Raw genomic sequence first — 17,457 nt, 5'->3', positions numbered from 1 at the left:
AAAACCACAGCTATACCAGGTTGTGGTTTTGTTTTATAGTTGCGTAACTATAGTTATTGCTTCTGCGCTACTAACGTAGTAACTTAGTAAGATAACCACGAACTAAACTGATGAAAAAAATTATTCTCACCGGCTTAACGGCAGCTATACTATTCTCCTGCTCCAGCCAGAAAACAGAAACAACAGAAAACACCGCTACTACCGAGGCAACCTCTGTTAAAGAGCAGGCACAGGCTTTCCTGGATGATTACACGAAAACCTTTCAAGGCCTGTATACCAAATCGGCAGAGGCAGAATGGGCATCCAATACCAGAATTGTGGAAGGCGACTCTACCAATGCTGTGGCCACTCGCCGGGCAAACGAGGCCTTTGCAGCATTTACCGGTAGCGTAGAAAACATTGAGCAGGCCCGTAAGTACCTGGAGCAGAAAGACCAGCTCACCCCGATACAGGTGAAGCAGTTTGAAGCTATACTTTATGCCGGCGCTAACAACCCGCAAACCGTACCAGACGTGGTTAAAGCACGCATCAAAGCAGAAACCGAACAGACGGAAAAACTATACGGTTACGATTACCGCCTTTCAGGTAAATCAGTTACCACCAACGACATCGACAATATCCTGAAAACAGAGAACGATGTAAAGAAACGCCTGGCTGCCTGGAACGCGAGCAAGGAAGTCGGCCCCGGCCTAAAACCCGGATTGCTGAAGCTGCGTGACCTGCGCAACAAAACGGTACAAAGCCTGGGCTACGACGATTACTTTACCTACCAGGCCTCAGACTATGGCATGACGCGTGAGGAGATGATGGATATGATGGCGCAGATCAACAAAGACCTGATGCCACTTTACCGCGAACTGCACACTTACGCCCGCTATGAACTGGCTAAAAAATACGGCGTAAAACAGGTACCTGATTACCTGCCGGCACACTGGCTGCCAAACCGCTGGGGCCAGGACTGGAGCCCGATGGTAGAAGTTAAAGGCATTGACCTGGATGGTGCCCTTAAATCGAAAGGCGACAAGTGGCTGGTGGAGCAAGCGGAGCGATTCTACGTGAGCCTCGGATTTGATAAACTACCGGAATCTTTCTACACCAAATCAAGCCTGTACCCTCTGCCACCAAATGCAGGTTACAAAAAGAACAACCACGCATCGGCCTGGCATATGGATCTGGATAAAGATGTACGTTGCCTGATGAGCGTGGAGCCAAATGCAGAGTGGTATGAGACGACGCACCACGAGTTGGGTCACATATACTACTACATCAGCTACACTAACCCTGATGTGCCGGTGCTGCTACGCAGTGGTGCCAACCGTGCTTATCACGAAGCGATCGGTAGCTTAATGGGACTAGCTGCTATGCAGAAACCATTCCTGGCAGAGTTGCAGCTAATAGATAAAAATACGCAGACCGACGAAGTACAGACCCTGCTGAAAGAAGCGCTGAGTTATGTAACTTTTATTCCGTTTGCAGCTGGTGTAATGAGCGAGTGGGAGCACGATTTCTATGCTAAAAACCTGCCTGCTGACCAACTGAACAAGCGCTGGTGGGAACTAGCTAAAAAGTACCAGGGCATGGTGCCGCCAACTGAACGCGGCGAAAACTACCTCGATCCTGCTACTAAAACGCACATTAACGACGATGCCGCGCAGTACTATGACTATGCCTTGTCTTATGTGATCCTGTTCCAGCTGCATGACCATATTGCCAAAAACATCCTGAAGCAGGACCCGCATGCCACCAACTACTATGGCAACAAAGAAGTAGGCAAGTTCCTGTATGATATCATGTACCCGGGCGCCTCAGTTGACTGGAGAAAAATGCTGAAGGAAAAAACCGGCGAAGAATTAAGTGCCAAGGCAATGGTAGCCTATTTCCAGCCACTGATAGAATACCTGAAGCAGCAGAACAAGGGCCGAAAGTACACTATATAATTATAAATGATGAATTTATAGTTCGGCAACTATAGAAAAGCCCCGGCAGAATATTCTGTCGGGGCTTTTTATTGGGTGTAGGTTTATGAAGCAAACTATAGGTTAACTATAGCGCCATTTCCAGTGGCTTCTGCTGCTTACTTCCTTGCTGATACGTGCTCAGGAACAGGGCCAGCTTGTCCATCGTCTGGCTTAGTTCTTCTGCACCTGGCAGATATACCACCCTGAAGTGATCTGGCTTCTGCCAGTTAAAACCGCTACCATGTACCAGCAACACCTGCTGTGCTTCCAGGAAGTCAAGTACAAACTGCATATCGCTCTGAATGTTGAATTTCTTCACATCGATTTTCGGGAAGAGGTAGAATGCACCTTTTGGTTTCACGCAGGTAATACCCGGAATAGCTGATAATTTCTCATAGCAGATAGCGCGCTGCTGGCCTAATCTGCCGGTTGGCAATACCATGCTATCTACCGTTGTCGGACCTTCCAGTGCCACCTGTAAGGCAAACTGTGCCGGTACGTTACTGCACACGCGCAGGCTTGCCAGCAGGTTTAATCCCTCCAGGTAGCTGGTAGCTTTGTGCTTGGCGCCGCTTACCATTATCCAGCCTGCTCTGTAACCGGCTGCCAGGTAATTTTTCGAAAGACCACTAAGCGTTACAAATACTACCTTATCAGAAAGCGTTGCCGTAGAAGTAAACTCTGTTCCATCGTACAGGATCTTATCGTAGATCTCGTCAGAGAAAATAACAAGGTTATGCTCTTCCGCCACTTGTACCAGTTCCTGCAGTAACTCTTTAGAGTAAATTGCACCGGTCGGGTTATTCGGGTTGATGATTACGATGGCTTTTGTACGGCTGTTTATCTTGCTTCTGATGTCGGCAACATCCGGGAACCACTCTGATTCTTCGTCGCAAAGGTAATGCACCGCCTTGCCACCTGCAAAACGCACCGATGCTGTCCAGAGCGGGTAATCAGGTGAAGGTACCAACACTTCGTCTCCGTCGTTCAGGAGCGTCTGCACCGACTGCATAATAAGCTCGCTCAGGCCATTGCCCAGGAATATATCATCTACATGAATGTTGGCAATGCCTTTCTTCTCGTAATAGCGCTTAACAGCTTCACGGGAGCTTAACAATCCCTTATGATCGGAATAGCCCTGTGCCAGGTGCATGTTATCTATAATGTACTGTACCATGGCCGGCGGAGCTTCAAACCCAAAAGGTGCCGGGTTACCGATGTTCAGTTTTGTAATGTAATGTCCCTGCTGTTCCAGTTCCTTCGCTTTTTCGTATACCGGTCCACGCAAGTCGTAAGACACATTGTTCAGACGATCACTTTTAAGTATCATTTTGCTGTAAATTTTAAGCTAAGATATCAAACCTTCCCATCCTTTGCTAAAATAAAAGCGGCTGTACGAGTTAATCGTACAGCCGCTCATAAAATCCTTACAGATATTATAATTAAAGTTGATTTTATCAATAATTAGCCTCCACAGCCGGAACATCTACGAGTATGAACGATGCTTTAGAAGTCGCGTGAAAGGTAATAACCTCCTGTTCTTCCAGCCTGACCTGGTCGTTTTTTTCCAACTCAACGCCGTTCACTATTAAGTTTCCTTCCAGCACATAGATCAGGCTCTTCCTGATCTTAAAGGTTTGAAAAAGCATATCTTTGCCCTGGCTGAAATTACCGTAAAAGATTGTAGAATTGGAGTTAATGAAAACCACATCTTCCATGACCTTCTGCCCGGTAACCAGAGGCACAAGTTCATCTTTGGTATCCAGAAAGTCGATCTTCATTTGCTCGTAGGATGGCGCAATGCCCCGCTTATTCGGCAGAAACCATAGTTGCAGTAAATGCACTTCTGCCTCCGACTTATTAGCTTCAGAATGTGTGATACCAGTGCCTGCTGTCATGCGCTGTACTTCGCCGGCATGGATAACCAGATCATTGCCCAGACTGTCAGTGTGCGTAATTTCTCCGTCCAGCACTATAGTTACAATCTCCATTTCGGTATGCGGATGCGTCGGGAAACCAGAATCAGGACTTACGTAGTCCTCGTTAAATACCCGTAGCGGACCAAACTGTACATTAGCAGGATCATAGTAATCTGCGAAAGAGAAAAGGTAATTTGAGCGGAGCCATTCTCCTGTTCTTGCTTCGTGCCGCTCTGCAGCGCTTATCTGTTTTATCATCGTGCTTCTAAAAGTATAGGTTTGGCATACAACACACTAAATCATACATACTGTTAGCCTTTACGCATATTTACAGTTACTTGTTAAAAATGAACATTCTTACAGATATTGGAAACAGCCGGGCACAAAAAATCCTGCGCAGTTGCCCACACAGGATTTCTATAGTTTCATTACTTTAAAATTAGTTAGTCTACCTTCTTCAGCTTCTGCATTTCTTTCTGCAGATCCAGCACGATAGACGAAAGTTTATCAAGCGACAGATCAGCGATCGGGAAAGTGGAGCTAATGTAAGACCTTGCCTCCCAGATTTCCAGTATATCTTCTACATGCAGTTCGTAAGGCGAGTAAACCGGGTTGTCGGAGTGCAGGCGTAATACAGCAGTATCCTGAAGCTTATTATAGATACGTTTGAAAACAACACCTTCTTTCTGGCTAACTATAATGCAAGGCGTGCCATCTTTTATAGTTTTCCAATCCTCTACAAAGCGGCCAACTATAACCGTACCTGAAGTAATTGGCAGCATAGAATCACCGCTGATCTCAAATGCACGGAACGTACCGCTGTTGCCAAGCATAGGAAGCCTGAAACGAGGAAGCTCTTCGATAAATTCGGGGTCTGCGTAGCCATTCAGGTAACCGGCACTTGCCTTGAGAGGCACCAGTTCAATATTTTCTTTATCATTGCCATCAACAGTAATGGCAAGCACACGCAGTTTACCTTCTCCGGATTTTTGGATACCGCCTTTACCAGCATTATTTGACAGGTCCAGGGTTATCAACTCATCAAGAGAGATAGAGAACAGGTTCGCAATATTTACAAGCGTGCTTAGCTTGGGTTCTGCCCTTCCCTCTTCATAAGCACCCACTAACGAACGCTTTATATCAAGCTTTTCAGCAAGCTGCGCCTGGGTATAACCAGCATTTTTACGAAGGAATCTTAAGTTTGATGTTACCATATCTCAACTGTGCCAATGTTGTTAGCCTAAAATCTGCCCTGTTTAGCTTTCAGAACAAATCACAAGTAAAAGTAAGTAAATTAGTTTAATAATGCTAACATATTTAGCAATTATTTATTCTGTACTTTTTTAAGTATGGTTATTTAAATAATTGTTGGCCTGTTATAAAGAACTTTCTATTAATATTTAAAATTGTTAAAATAGTTATATTAATTCTTTATAATATCTGTAACCATAATTTTGATTTAAGTACAATTGCTACTTACCTTTAAAAATCAATATAAAGCAATACAACATTCTGTTTATCAAACTATAGTAGTTATAATAGTTTATATGCTGGCTTATTTAGCTAATATATAAATATTGAATTATCACTATAACTACATATTAACCAGTGTTATATACGATATATTGAAGACAATAAAATACCAACCTAGGGATTGAGAATAACAGCTTTAAAAAATCGCTTGTTTTTGAACTATATAAAGAAGAAGCCAGTTACGTATCAAACCTAAAAAAGTTACAATATAGATTTCAACTTTTAGCCAAACTTTTCAAGATGAATCAAACGTTTAAGAAAGCCTTATCTATGGCGGTTCTGGTGTCGGCTGTTACGCTAACAAGCTGCCAGAAAGATGAACTGATGGAAGAACAGTTCGAACAAAACAGTTCAACGTTTAGTGCAGTACATGGCCAGCCAATTGAAGGCCAATACATTGTGGTTATGAAGACTCCCGGAAACGGACTAAGCACCACACGTTCAAATGATTTGTCTACCAGCGAACGCCAGACCTTCAGAACTACACGTCAACGTATACTGGATAACCTTAAGATTGATGCTTCTGCTGTTAAAGAAAAGTTTGATGGTACCGTAAATGGGTTCGCAGCCCAACTTACGGATGAGCAGTTAGAAAAAGTTAAAAGCAATCCTGAAGTAGCGTATATTGAGCAGGACAGAGTAATATCGCTTGGTAAGCCAACCTGGGTAGCAGCTGCTAAAACAAAGAAATCAACAGACACATCGGGTACTAATAAAGGTGGAAAAAAGAAAACCACTACAGAACCTGAACCAACTCCAACCCCAACTCCTACTGAGCCGGTACCAACGGAACCAGCCCCGACAGAACCAGCTCCCACTGAGCCTGCACCAACAGAGCCGGCCCCAACTCCTACTCCTGAGCCAACTCCGGTAGTTACAGAACCAGCTCCAAGCACAGAAACTTACAAGACTATAGTTCCTGCAGCAGGCGAGCTTGTGCCCTGGAATGTTGCACGTGTAGGTTATGGCGATGGCACTGGCAAAACTGCCTGGGTTATTGACTCTGGTATTGATACAGATCATCCTGATCTTAAGATAGACCTAAGCAGAAGTGCATCATTTATTTATGGTAATACTTCGGTGGAGGATGGCTATGGCCACGGAACTATAGTTGCCGGTATTATTGCAGCCCAAAATAATGGTTTAGGCATGATCGGTGTTGCTTCCGGCGCTACTGTGGTTGCCTTACGCGTATTCGACGATGCAGGCCAGGGAACGATGTCTCGTGCAATCTCTGCTGTAAACCATGTGATTAGTGTTGCTTCTCCGGGTGATGTAGTTAACATGAGCCTTGGTGGCGGAATTTCTTCAACACTTGATAATGCAGTAAAGACTGCTGCCGCAAAAGGAATAATGTTTGCTATCGCAGCAGGTAACAGCGCTGTAGATTGCATCAGCAACTCACCAGCTCGCGTAGATGCAGTTAACGTGTACACAGTTTCAGCAATGGACCGCTACGACCGCTTCGGTTCGTTCTCTAACTACGGTGCGCCGGTAGATTTCACAGCTCCGGGTGTAAGTGTTACCAGCACATCGAATAACGGTGGCATGACAACTACAGCATCAGGTACATCGTTCTCAGCGCCACACGTAGCAGGTATTCTGTTACTGCAAGGCAAAGTAAACACAAACGGCATCGTAACCGGCGACAAAGACTCAACTCCGGATGCTATTGCAGTTTTATAAATCTGTATAAATTAAGGTTAAACAAGAAAGCCGGCTCACTTGAGCCGGCTTTCTTGTTTTTATAGTTGCAGTTAAACTATACAGTTACTTTAAACAAGGTAATAGACAACCGTATTTTATGATACTCATACTGCTCTCCCAGCGCCTCGTACAAGTCTTTTAATTTAGCGTCCGGCCCGAGTTTAGCAATTGCTTTACTTATTTCCTGATACTCCTTCTTACTTACAAATTTATACAGGTCAACTTCATAGCCTTGCTCATAGAGCGTGGCCAGATGCGAGTAGATTGTTACTGGGTTTAGGTTCCGCTGGCGTGCTATTTGTTCCGGGTTGTTACCAGTTTTGTATGCTTCGTAAGTAACCAGATGAGTGGCGCCTTTTACTTTGTTGCCTTTCTCCTGCTCATCGGTCATAAAGTTGATGATCTCATTTACGAAATCATACCCATAGCGCTCGTACTTTAGAGCCCCAACACCAGAAATGGATAACATAGAAATACGGTTCGTAGGCCTTTCTGCGGCCATTTCCTGTAAGGTGGCATCGGTAAATATAACGTATGGTGGTACGCCAAATTCATCAGCCATTTTCTTACGCAGCGCTCTTAGCCGCTCGAATAAGGCATCCTGAATAACTTCTTTCTTTGGTCTGGCTTTTCTTGTCTCCTCTACAGGCTGCTTTACATCATCAAATTTAACAAGCTGCACTTTACGGCCTTCAAATAAAACCTGGCGGCTTTGCTCTGTCAGTTTTAAGGTATAGTTCTGATCGTAAGCCAGGTCAATTAATCCGGCATTCAGCATCTGGTGCAAATAACGTTGCCAGTCCAGTGTTCCGACTTCGCGCCCGGCACCATAGGTTTTAATTCTGTCGTAGCCACCTTCTATTACCTGTGCATTCCGGGAGCCACGCAGTACATCAATCAGCAATCCCATATTTACCTGCTCCTGGGTGCGGGCAATAGCGGATAGCGCTTTCTGAACCAGTAAAGTACCATCAAACGAAACAGGTGGGTTACGACAGATGTCGCAGTTCCCACAATCTTTTTTCATGGTCTCGCCGAAGTACTGCAGCAGGATACGGCGACGGCAAATGGTGGCTTCGGCGTATTGCTGCATCCGGTCCAGTTTTACCAACTGCAGTTCGGTCTGCTTCTCATTCCCTTCCATCAGCATGCTGCGCATACTCATTACATCGGCATAACTATAGAAAAGCAGTGCATCAGACTTGGCTCCGTCACGACCAGCACGGCCAATCTCCTGGTAATAGCCTTCTATGTTTTTAGGCAGGTTATAGTGTATCACCCACCGCACATTTGATTTATCAATTCCCATCCCGAAAGCCACCGTCGCGCACACGATCTGCACATCGTCTTTCAGGAAGTTTTCCTGGGCTTTGGCACGTTGCTGCGCATTCATACCGGCATGGTAACACGTAGCTTTAAAGCCGTTCTTTTTAAGTTTATCAGCTATCGCCTCTGTGCCTTTGCGGCTGAGACAGTAAATAATACCCGGCTGCCCATGATGCCTTTCCAGAAATTCTGTGATCTTATTGAAACGGTCGCGGCCCGGCTTTACCATCAGGTTAATATTAGGCCTGTCGAAAGACGCTATAAAAACCTCCGGATCGCGCAGGCAAAGCTGTTCCTGTATATCTTTTTGCGTAAGCCTGTCTGCTGTGGCGGTTAGTGCCACCATTGGGGTTTGCGGAAACTGCTGCTTCAGTACCTTTAGCTGCGTATACTCCGGCCTGAAATCGTGGCCCCAGGCTGAAATACAGTGTGCTTCATCAACAGCAAAAAGAGAAATCTGAAGCCTTCTTAGGAAAGACGTAAAACCGGACGAGAGCAGCTTTTCAGGAGATACATAAAGCAACTTCAGTTCACCGGAAAGGCAGGCATTTTCTACCTGGTATTGCTGGTCTGCAGTAAGTGAGCTGTTCAGGAAAGCAGCTTTAATACCGTTCTCTAACAGCGCTTCTACCTGATCTTTCATCAGAGCAATAAGCGGAGAGATAACCACGCATAAACCCGGCATTACTACGGCAGGCACCTGGTAGCAAACAGATTTACCACCGCCCGTTGGCATCAGTACTACTACATCTTCTTTATTCAGAATGCGGGCAATTATCTGCTCCTGCATCGGCCTGAAGTTGTCGTAACCAAAATACAATTTTAACGCCTCACGCGCTTCCCTGATCTCCGTCATATATTCATTTCAGCAACAAACTATAGTTGCCGCCTGCTTACTCCTTACCCAAAGATAAGACTATTTTAAGCAACTGAACAGCCCGGAGCATCGCTAAGTTTCATAACTAACTATAGTTGAGAGCGTAGGCTATTGAAAAGAAACCTAAAAATAAAACTATGAAATCTGAGAGAACAAACAACCTGGAACATGTGCTCATTAAGTGTATTACAGCCTGCGAAACCTGCGCTACCATGTGCCTGCAGGAGGATGATGTAAAAATGATGGTCCGCTGTATTATGCTGGACCGCGACTGTGCTGACATCTGTACGCTGACAGCCCGATTTGTAGCCCGAAACTCTGACCATGCCAAACATGTGATGAAGGAGTGTATAGAGATTTGCCGTGCCTGCGCAGAAGAATGCGGCAAACATGACCATGAACATTGCCAGAAATGCGCTGAAGCCTGCCGCGAATGTGCGGATGCCTGCTCCCAGTGGATGAACGGCTAAAATATAAATTAAAAAGCGGGGCCGGTAATGATACCGGCCCCGCTTTTTTGTGGACTATAAACTATACTAGAAGATCATATCCAGGATAGCGTTAATAACGGATAGCACAAGGCTGAATATCAATGCCCACAGGAATCCATCAACTGTAAAGCCGGCTATCAGGTAATCTGCGAGCAAAATGATCAGCGCATTTATTACCAGCAGGAAAAGGCCTAGCGTCAGTATAGTTACCGGTATCGTTAAGATAACAAGTATCGGTCTGACTACAGCATTAAGCAACGCCAACACTAAAGCCAGTATAAGCGCCGTCACAAATGTATCGATGTGAACGCCTGGCAAAATATACGAAGCGAGCACCACCGCAACACCTGTAATTAAAAGTTTAATAATGAATCCCATAGTTATAGCTTTAGAAGTATATAGTAAAGGCATATTATTAAACGTATTACGCAGCCGGCACTTTAAAGATTAAAACTCAGCTTTAAGTTTTCCCTGCGAAGCGGCCATCCAGTTACAGATCTTGTAAAGCAGGCGTGCACCTACGTTACCATTCCATTCTGTATCACCCGGAGCTACTTCGTTCAGGTCGCAGCCTATTATCTCACGTCCGGATTTAACCAGTTGCTTGATCAGGTAAACGGCTTCTTCAAACTCCAGTCCACCCGGAACCGGCGTACCCGTTCCCGGACACAGCTTCGGATCAAGGGCATCGATATCAAAGCTCAGGTACACTTTCTGAGGCAGCTGCGCGATGATCTTTTTACACTCTTTTTTCCAGCTGTCGCCGGCATACATATTTTCTTTCAGCACGGCATCATAGAAAATAGTAATGCGGCCATTTGATTGCTCTGCCATTTCGGCTTCTGCCTGGCAAAGATCGCGGATACCAACCTGCACCAGTTTTTTAACCTGAGGTACCTGCAGCGCATTGTACATAATGGATGCATGGGAATACTTAAAGCCTTCGTAAGCTACGCGTAGATCGGCATGAGCATCCAGCTGCAGGATTCCAAATTCCTCATGTCTTTCAGCCAGGGCGTGTATCATACCAAGCGGTGTACTATGGTCTCCGCCAAGCACGCAAACAGCTTTACCCTGATCCAGATAACCAAGTGCTTTCTGCTTTAGCCACTGCAGCAATTCTTCGCCTTTCGCAGTTATCTCAGCCGGCACATTTTCCAGTTCAGTAGCATCCACCTCTGGTTGACCTTCTTCCAGCCAGGTAATGTATCTCTCCGCTTTCTCGCGCAGTTCATTACTTATACTATGCCACTCTTCTGAGATTTCCTCCATGGCAATACCAGCTTTCCAGGCGTCTTTTAAGGCTGGCTCAAAAAGGTCTATCTGCGGCGAGGCATCCAGAATAGCCTGCGGGCCATCGGCAGTACCGGCACTATACGATACTGTCACTTCCCAGGGAACAGGAATCACGACAACTTCGGCTTCATCTACAGTAAAGGGCAGACCGAAAAGTCCTGCATTTATATCTCCTACTCCATTCGGGTCGAAGCTGGCAATTTTTTCTGCTTTGCTTTTAAGCGGTTGGTTCTGCTGAGTACTCATTTGTTACCTGACCTGGTTTAGCGTTTAAAAGTTCTTTTACAAAGTTAGGAAGCGCAAAGGCAGCCTTATGAATGTCTTCGTTATAGTATTTCAGCCCCTGCTCAACAGAGAAAGCGGCAGCAGCATTAACATCAAACTGAAGCGGATGTGCATCGCCTTTAGAGCAATAAGAGAAGCTCCAGGTACCTGTAGGATATGTCGGGATAGCTGCCAGGTAACAATGTACTTTCTCCTTACCGAATATCTGCTTGTACGTATCGTAAATCTCAACAAACACACCGCTGTTAAAGCGCGGCGATTCGCTCTGCGTGATCATGATGCCATCTTTGGTAAGACAACGGTACACTTCATGGTAAAATTCAGCCGTAAACAAGCCTTCACCTGGGCCAACCGGGTCAGCAGAGTCAACTATAATTAAATCGTAGCGCTCGTTTTCACATTCCTTAATGTATTTGATCCCGTCTTCAACCAACAGGTTTAGTCTTGGGTTATCAAAAGCTACAGCTGTTTCAGGTAAGTGTAATTTGCAGGCTTCTATCACCAGTTCGTCAATCTCTACAAGTGTAACCTCTTCCAGTTGCCCGTAGCGTAGCAGTTCGCGAACCGTACCGCCATCACCACCGCCAATTACTAATGCTCTTTTTGCCTTCGGATGGCTGAACATCGGTACGTGCGTGATCATTTCATGGTACACATATTCGTCTTTCTGCGTGCACATCACCATACCATCCAGGGTAAGCAGGTTGCCATAAGCAAAAGTCTCGAAAATTTCTACACGCTGGTACGGAGAGTCTTTTTTGTATAGTTGGTTTCCGGAGTGCTTCAGCGACAAGGCAATGTTCTCATCGCGTTCGGTAAACCAAACATCGCGGGTTATAGTACCAATCTTTTCTTCTGGCTTTGCAGACACATCACGCAACGACTCCAGGTTGAAGTCCATGCGCTTTAGCAGGTCTAGCTGGCCACGACGGCACTCCATAGCAGAACCATGGCTAGCCTTAAATGCATCTTTCAGATAGTTATAAGATACCCATGGGTCTACAGAATCGCCACAGGTGAAAAGGTCTACAGCTGCATAGCCATATTCCGGCCACGTATGAATTGCCAGGTGACTTTCCTGAATCACGACCACACCAGAAACTCCGTATGGCGAGAAGTGGTGAAATGTACTGTTAATTACGGTGGCTCCGGCTGTTTCGGCTGCAGCTACCATGCTGTTCTCGATATGAACTACGTCGTTCATCAGTTCAGGAGAACAGTTGTAAAATTCTACCAGGATATGTCTTCCTAATGCGTTCATTAATTGCGTGTAAGAGTTGTAAAAAGTATTGAACCGGCAAAAAAACGAAAACTATGGCTATAATCAAAAGTACAGCAAATAGCATATCGTATACATCGCTGGCATACAATAAGTTATCACTAGTAATAGCAGCAAATAAAATTAATGGAGGTGGCCGCCCGGTTTATAGTTTGAGCAAGACAAGGCCTATGGAGAGGTAAACTACTCTGTACGAACTGCCAGAACCGTACTCAAGGGAGGAGTTTCAGAGGGCACCGGCAACCAAACTATAGCCCAACTATACACCTATAGTTCGCGCAACTATAGCAATAGATGGTTTAAAGCTTTTTAAAATGTACGTGTGAAAAGTGTCCTGTAGTAATCTGGTATATAAATTCAGGTTATAGTTGTGTTTTACTGTCCATATCAAATGTACGGATGATTTCCAGTATTTTCAGGAATGTGCCTGTATCGAAGAACAACAACAGCGGTAACTCTACGCTTTTAAAGTTATGCGTAAACTTCGTAATTACAGTAAAGACCAATGGTTGAAACAAAGGGTGCTGTACCAGTATATCTTTTAACGAATCGGCTATATGGCTCTTTGGTGCTTTTGGCGGAGAACCATAGATGTTAGACTTCAGAATATTGGCTAGCTGAGTTACCAGCGCTCCGGTAATGATGTTACTTATTTCCAGCAGTAGCGACTCCTGCATGGCGTTCACTTCATTCTTCTGAATCTCGACCATGCTAAGGCAAACCTCTGATAAACGCTTAATATGATCATCAGAGAACAGCATCAGCGTTGCGCCGTTAAAGTCGCCTTTAATATCAGACTGAATAATAAAATGCGTGCTCTCATACCTGGACACCAGGTTAAGAAGATCTTTTACCTCTATCAACTGGATATCAGGCACTTTAAGTAACACCTTGTCTTTAGCGATGGCAGCAAAAGAATCTGCTGCACGTGCCAGCCCTATATTAAGGATTTCCTTAATTATATCTCGCTCCAGCTCTGTTACGTGAGGTTCTGTTATGTTCGTCATACTACTAATTGGTTTGCTCGCCTGCCAGTACTTGTCTTCTGCTGATGAAATAGCGCGTTACCGCCGGTACATCCAACACCAGGCAAACTTTTCCAGAACCGAGTAATGTCACACCACCGTACAGATCGACAGCATCCAGTGGTTTGCTCAGCGGCTTCACCACAATATCCTGTTGCCTGTATAGTTTGTCTACAATTAATCCCAGTTTTCTGTTGTTGTAAGATACGATTATAATATTCTGTACCAGACCCTTCAGCCTGGTCTTATCACCAAGGTTAATTTCCTGTTCTTTTACATTCAGGAGTTCATGAAGGTAAACAACCGTTATCGTTTCACCGAAAATATCAGCAACCATAACGCCTCCTACCTCATGCAAATCATCCGTGTCCAGTGCCACTACCTGTTCGGTATGTATCAGTGGAATGGCATAAAATATCTCATCCACTTCAAATAGCAAGGCACCTTTTACGGCAATAGATGTTGGCAGTTGCAAAATGAAAGAAGTGCCTTTCCCCTTCTCCGATTCAATTCTGATCCTGCCACCGATAGAATCTACTGCATTCTTTACGACATCCAGACCAACGCCACGACCCGAGAACTCTGTTACCTCTTTTGCCAGTGAAAAACCAGGCTCGAAAAGGTAAGACAGTGCTTCAGTATCGGAAAGGTGCTCAACTGCGCCGGCAGGCAGCAACTGCCGCTCAACTATAGCTTTACGCACTTGGTTCAGGTCAATGCCTTTTCCATCGTCAGATAGCTGTATCAGCACGTTTTCACGGTCATTACGGGCAATCAGCGATAAGTTGCCATTCTGCGACTTATTTTTCTTAAGGCGGTTTTCCGGTTTCTCAATACCATGGGTAATGGCATTGCGCACCAGGTGCAGCAACGAGTCTGTAATGATCTGAAGAATGTTTCTGTCAATCTGTATATCATGACCTGACATGGTAAGATCAACACTCTTCTTTTCAGCAGTTGCGATATCGCGTACTATACGGGGAAATTTATTAAAGAGCGAACCGATACTTACCAGGCGCGCATCCATAATACTATACTGCAGGTCTTCGGTTATGCGGTTCAGGTGCGAGCTTACGCTCTTCAGCTCATCATTTCCAAGCTCACGGCTTATCGACACGATACGATCGCGGTCTATAACAAGCTCACCGACAAGGTTTAGCAAATGGTCCAGCTTTTTGATCTGGATATAAACCAGCTCAGACAGCGAAAGATTTTTAGAAGTATTATAGCGCTGAACTTTAGCCAGCTCTATTGTGCTATCTGATAAATTATCAACTATAATATCAAGATTTCGAAGCAGGACAGGGTCAGGTTCTCCATAACTTTCATTATCAATGTTATGAATCAGTTCGCCCAGTAAGTCTATTCCTTCAAAAAGAACAGTTACAACTTCATCGCTAAAGCTTAGCTCTTTGTTCCGGATAAGACTGAACGCCGTTTCAAGCTTATGCGATACATCTGAGATCTTCAGGTACCCGATCGCCTTGGCATTCGCTTTCAGGTTATGCAGAAAACGGAATATCTCCGCCAGGATCTGATCGTCCTGCGGTCGTTTTTCCAGATCGCTGATATGCCTGTTCAGAGCATCAAAATACTCCAGCGCTTCTGCAATAAATATTTCCTTATATTCCTGTTCTCTCGATTTCATAAAGTGTCGTCGGCTACGCCAACGGTGTTTATACCGGCCACATAACTGTTAATGAAATGTGGTATTTCAGACAAAGGCAGCACATGGTGCGATATACCGCTGTCAATTACTGACTTGGCCATTCCGAATATAGCGGAAGAAGCTTCGTCCTGGGCTACAACCATACCGCCCCTTTTATGTATAGTTGTGGCGCCTATAGTTCCATCTTTCCCCATTCCGGTTAAAATGATACCAAGCACCTGTTGTATGTTGCTGTTCGCTACCGATTGCATCAGCAGGTCTACAGAAGGCCGATCGTACGAATTTGCTAGCTCATCTGTAAAGCTAATTTTATAGTTCTTCGTATTCCCGATAATCGGCTGAATGACCATATTGCGCCCGCCTGGCGCAACAATAACTTTATTTGGTTTTAAAAGCATTCCCTGCCTGCCTTCAGTTACCGTAAGTTTGGTATGCCCCTGCAGGCGTTCTGTAAGCGACTTTGTAAAACCTGCCGGCAAATGCACAGCAACCAGTATAGTTGCAAGCAGATCATCGGACAATTCTTTCACAATATGCTCTATGGCCTGCGTACCGCCGGTAGATGCCCCGATAACTATAATCTTTTCCACCAAAGGTTTTACCACGCGCGGTTTCGCCTTTTCGGTTTCAACCTGCTGTGTCAGGTGGTCCAGCATCTGCTGCACATCCCAGTTTATAGTATCTTTTACTGCTTTTACCTTATGTATCAGCTCCGGAGCTATTGTCCTGAAATCCGGATACTTTTTATGTTCCGGCTTCAATACAATCGCAAAAACGCCAAGCGCTGTCGTTTCCTGTATCAGTTCAAGCGTCAGTTGCTCACGTTTCACCATCAGAATGATGGGTGTGGGCGCTTCACTGAAAATGCGCTTAAAGGTGAATAGCCGGTTGTTCTTAGGCAGATCGTAATTAACAAGAATCACATGTGGTTCCTGTTTTTTAAGACACTTCAGCAGTTCATCGCCGTCAGCAGCAAGCCCTGACACACAAATCTCCTCCTCTTCACTCAGAATTGATTCCAACACCAGCCGAGTATGACTTGATTGGTCTGCAATCAAAACCTTGATCCCCTTTGCAGGCTTAAGCATATAAAAATGGGTACTAATTCAGAATAAAGAAACTCTACTTATTCTTCCTTCAATGCCTGGCTTACTACTTCCAGTACTTTCTCCTCAGAGAATGGCTTCACGATGTATGATAAAGCACCATACTCCAGCGCCTCGTTCACAATTACTTCCTGGCCTACAGCACTCACAATGATAACTTTCATGTCAGGCTGCTCTGCTTTAATACCTTTCAGTACGTCCAGCCCGGTATTATCCGGCAGGATCACGTCAAGTGTAATAAGGTCCGGCTTTGTTTCCCTGGATAGTTCCAGCGCTGTTTGCCCGTTAGGAGCTTCGCCTACTATCTCGTAGCCGGCGTCAGTCAGCATGTTCTTTAACATGGTGCGCATGTAGAAAGAATCATCTACAATCAGTATTCTTTTCATAATCTGTGAAGTTGCTTCTTAGTAGTTCTTAGTTTGATAACTGCTTTATCTCATCTCCGGATAGTATTTTGTACATATCCAGCACTATGATCAGCCGGTTATCTACTTTTGCTATACCCTCAATATAGTTTTCCTGTACAGCGATGTCCTGTAAAAAGGACGGTGTTTTATCCATTTTAGAAACGGTAAGATTCAGCGACTGCGGTACTTCTTTTACTACTACCCCAATGCTATATTCTCTAGCCTCGATAACCAGTGTATAAGAAGAATTGTTTGTAGAAGTTGATGTATCCGGCCGAATACCGAAGCGCTCTTCGAGGTCCATAATAGCTATAATATCTCCACGGATGTTGGCAACACCTTTCACAAAGTCGGGTGTGCGTGGCATACGGGTTATAGTTGGCGTTACAGTTACCTCTTTTACCTGCTCAATTTTTATCCCATAGAACTCAGCTCCAAGTTTAAAAACAATCAGGTGCAGCAGCGGCTCGTTCGTTTTAACTTTTGCTGACTCCTCTTTACCGTTTCCGGAAACAGCTGATACCTCCTCAGGCGCTTCAGACGTTTCCGGGGTTCTACCTTTCTTAGTCGGCATAATTT

At 44.9% G+C, this 17,457-nt stretch carries 15 protein-coding genes; 3 read left to right on the top strand and 12 right to left on the bottom strand.

All coding sequences use genetic code 11. The features are described 5' to 3' along the window. The first annotated feature begins 110 nt into the window (after positions 1-110). Positions 111-1,937, top strand: a complete 1,827-nt coding sequence (locus KYK27_RS15950; protein ID WP_199111307.1) for a M2 family metallopeptidase — start codon at positions 111-113, stop codon at positions 1,935-1,937. A gap of 106 nt (positions 1,938-2,043) precedes the next feature. On the opposite strand, the gene KYK27_RS15945 is transcribed toward KYK27_RS15950, so the two are convergent. The 3 genes from KYK27_RS15945 to KYK27_RS15935 all read right to left on the bottom strand — a co-directional run bounded on the left by KYK27_RS15945 (position 2,044) and on the right by KYK27_RS15935 (position 5,091). Next, a complete protein-coding gene (locus KYK27_RS15945) occupies positions 2,044-3,288 on the bottom strand; it encodes a pyridoxal phosphate-dependent aminotransferase (protein WP_199111306.1) in 1,245 nt (414 codons plus the stop codon). A gap of 127 nt (positions 3,289-3,415) precedes the next feature. Next, the gene (locus KYK27_RS15940) at positions 3,416-4,135 is read right to left on the bottom strand and encodes a pirin family protein (RefSeq protein WP_199111305.1); all 720 of its coding nucleotides are present in this window, start codon (positions 4,133-4,135) and stop codon (positions 3,416-3,418) included. Positions 4,136-4,320: 185 nt separating this feature from the next. Further along, complete coding sequence (locus tag KYK27_RS15935; protein WP_199111304.1) at positions 4,321-5,091, bottom strand: XRE family transcriptional regulator; 771 nt, start codon at positions 5,089-5,091, stop codon at positions 4,321-4,323. 559 nt (positions 5,092-5,650) lie between these two features. Between KYK27_RS15935 and KYK27_RS15930 the strand changes: the two genes are divergently transcribed. Then, positions 5,651-7,096, top strand: coding sequence for a S8 family serine peptidase (locus tag KYK27_RS15930; RefSeq protein WP_233150482.1), 1,446 nt, complete (start codon positions 5,651-5,653; stop codon positions 7,094-7,096). A 76-nt stretch (positions 7,097-7,172) separates the two neighbouring features. Here the strand turns inward: KYK27_RS15930 and recQ are convergent, their stop codons facing one another. Then, positions 7,173-9,299, bottom strand: a complete 2,127-nt coding sequence (recQ, locus tag KYK27_RS15925) for a DNA helicase RecQ (RefSeq protein ID WP_199111303.1) — start codon at positions 9,297-9,299, stop codon at positions 7,173-7,175. A 158-nt stretch (positions 9,300-9,457) separates the two neighbouring features. On the opposite strand from recQ, the gene KYK27_RS15920 reads away from it, so the two are divergent. Further along, positions 9,458-9,790, top strand: coding sequence for a four-helix bundle copper-binding protein (locus KYK27_RS15920; RefSeq protein WP_199111302.1), 333 nt, complete (start codon positions 9,458-9,460; stop codon positions 9,788-9,790). Positions 9,791-9,856: 66 nt separating this feature from the next. Here the strand turns inward: KYK27_RS15920 and KYK27_RS15915 are convergent, their stop codons facing one another. The 8 genes from KYK27_RS15915 to KYK27_RS15880 all read right to left on the bottom strand — a co-directional run bounded on the left by KYK27_RS15915 (position 9,857) and on the right by KYK27_RS15880 (position 17,452). Further along, complete coding sequence (locus tag KYK27_RS15915) at positions 9,857-10,189, bottom strand: phage holin family protein (RefSeq protein ID WP_199111301.1); 333 nt, start codon at positions 10,187-10,189, stop codon at positions 9,857-9,859. 69 nt (positions 10,190-10,258) lie between these two features. Further along, a complete protein-coding gene (locus tag KYK27_RS15910) occupies positions 10,259-11,353 on the bottom strand; it encodes an agmatinase family protein (protein ID WP_199111300.1) in 1,095 nt (364 codons plus the stop codon). Beyond that, positions 11,325-12,653, bottom strand: coding sequence for a polyamine aminopropyltransferase (gene speE / locus KYK27_RS15905; protein WP_199111299.1), 1,329 nt, complete (start codon positions 12,651-12,653; stop codon positions 11,325-11,327). Before speE ends, KYK27_RS15910 begins: the two co-directional genes overlap by 29 nt. 380 nt (positions 12,654-13,033) lie before the next feature. Then, on the bottom strand, positions 13,034-13,678 hold the full coding sequence (locus KYK27_RS15900; protein ID WP_233150481.1) for a chemotaxis protein CheC: 645 nt from the start codon (positions 13,676-13,678) through the stop codon (positions 13,034-13,036). A gap of 4 nt (positions 13,679-13,682) precedes the next feature. Further along, positions 13,683-15,344 (bottom strand): chemotaxis protein CheA, encoded by a 1,662-nt coding sequence (locus KYK27_RS15895; RefSeq protein ID WP_199111298.1) that lies wholly within the window; start codon positions 15,342-15,344, stop codon positions 13,683-13,685. Next, entirely contained in the window at positions 15,341-16,453 is a 1,113-nt protein-coding gene (locus KYK27_RS15890) for a chemotaxis protein CheB (RefSeq protein ID WP_199111297.1), read from the bottom strand. Before KYK27_RS15890 ends, KYK27_RS15895 begins: the two co-directional genes overlap by 4 nt. A gap of 38 nt (positions 16,454-16,491) precedes the next feature. Next, entirely contained in the window at positions 16,492-16,857 is a 366-nt protein-coding gene (locus KYK27_RS15885; protein WP_162426531.1) for a response regulator, read from the bottom strand. Between the two features lie 28 nt (positions 16,858-16,885). Next, entirely contained in the window at positions 16,886-17,452 is a 567-nt protein-coding gene (locus KYK27_RS15880; protein ID WP_199111296.1) for a chemotaxis protein CheW, read from the bottom strand. Positions 17,453-17,457: the final 5 nt, after the last annotated feature.

The organism is Pontibacter populi, assembly GCF_019336435.1.
Taxonomy (GTDB): domain Bacteria; phylum Bacteroidota; class Bacteroidia; order Cytophagales; family Hymenobacteraceae; genus Pontibacter; species Pontibacter humidus.
This window is presented reverse-complemented; position numbering and strand designations above follow the sequence as displayed.

Bases quoted from the DNA above. Each gene is read 5' to 3' on its own strand.
- KYK27_RS15950 (WP_199111307.1), top strand. From the start codon at position 111: ATGAAAAAAATTATTCTCACCGGCTTAACGGCAGCTATACTATTCTCC.
- KYK27_RS15945 (WP_199111306.1), bottom strand. From the start codon at position 3,288: ATGATACTTAAAAGTGATCGTCTGAACAATGTGTCTTACGACTTGCGT.
- KYK27_RS15940 (WP_199111305.1), bottom strand. From the start codon at position 4,135: ATGATAAAACAGATAAGCGCTGCAGAGCGGCACGAAGCAAGAACAGGA.
- KYK27_RS15935 (WP_199111304.1), bottom strand. From the start codon at position 5,091: ATGGTAACATCAAACTTAAGATTCCTTCGTAAAAATGCTGGTTATACC.
- KYK27_RS15930 (WP_233150482.1), top strand. From the start codon at position 5,651: ATGAATCAAACGTTTAAGAAAGCCTTATCTATGGCGGTTCTGGTGTCG.
- recQ (WP_199111303.1), bottom strand. From the start codon at position 9,299: ATGACGGAGATCAGGGAAGCGCGTGAGGCGTTAAAATTGTATTTTGGT.
- KYK27_RS15920 (WP_199111302.1), top strand. From the start codon at position 9,458: ATGAAATCTGAGAGAACAAACAACCTGGAACATGTGCTCATTAAGTGT.
- KYK27_RS15915 (WP_199111301.1), bottom strand. From the start codon at position 10,189: ATGGGATTCATTATTAAACTTTTAATTACAGGTGTTGCGGTGGTGCTC.
- KYK27_RS15910 (WP_199111300.1), bottom strand. From the start codon at position 11,353: ATGAGTACTCAGCAGAACCAACCGCTTAAAAGCAAAGCAGAAAAAATT.
- speE (WP_199111299.1), bottom strand. From the start codon at position 12,653: ATGAACGCATTAGGAAGACATATCCTGGTAGAATTTTACAACTGTTCT.
- KYK27_RS15900 (WP_233150481.1), bottom strand. From the start codon at position 13,678: ATGACGAACATAACAGAACCTCACGTAACAGAGCTGGAGCGAGATATA.
- KYK27_RS15895 (WP_199111298.1), bottom strand. From the start codon at position 15,344: ATGAAATCGAGAGAACAGGAATATAAGGAAATATTTATTGCAGAAGCG.
- KYK27_RS15890 (WP_199111297.1), bottom strand. From the start codon at position 16,453: ATGCTTAAGCCTGCAAAGGGGATCAAGGTTTTGATTGCAGACCAATCA.
- KYK27_RS15885 (WP_162426531.1), bottom strand. From the start codon at position 16,857: ATGAAAAGAATACTGATTGTAGATGATTCTTTCTACATGCGCACCATG.
- KYK27_RS15880 (WP_199111296.1), bottom strand. From the start codon at position 17,452: ATGCCGACTAAGAAAGGTAGAACCCCGGAAACGTCTGAAGCGCCTGAG.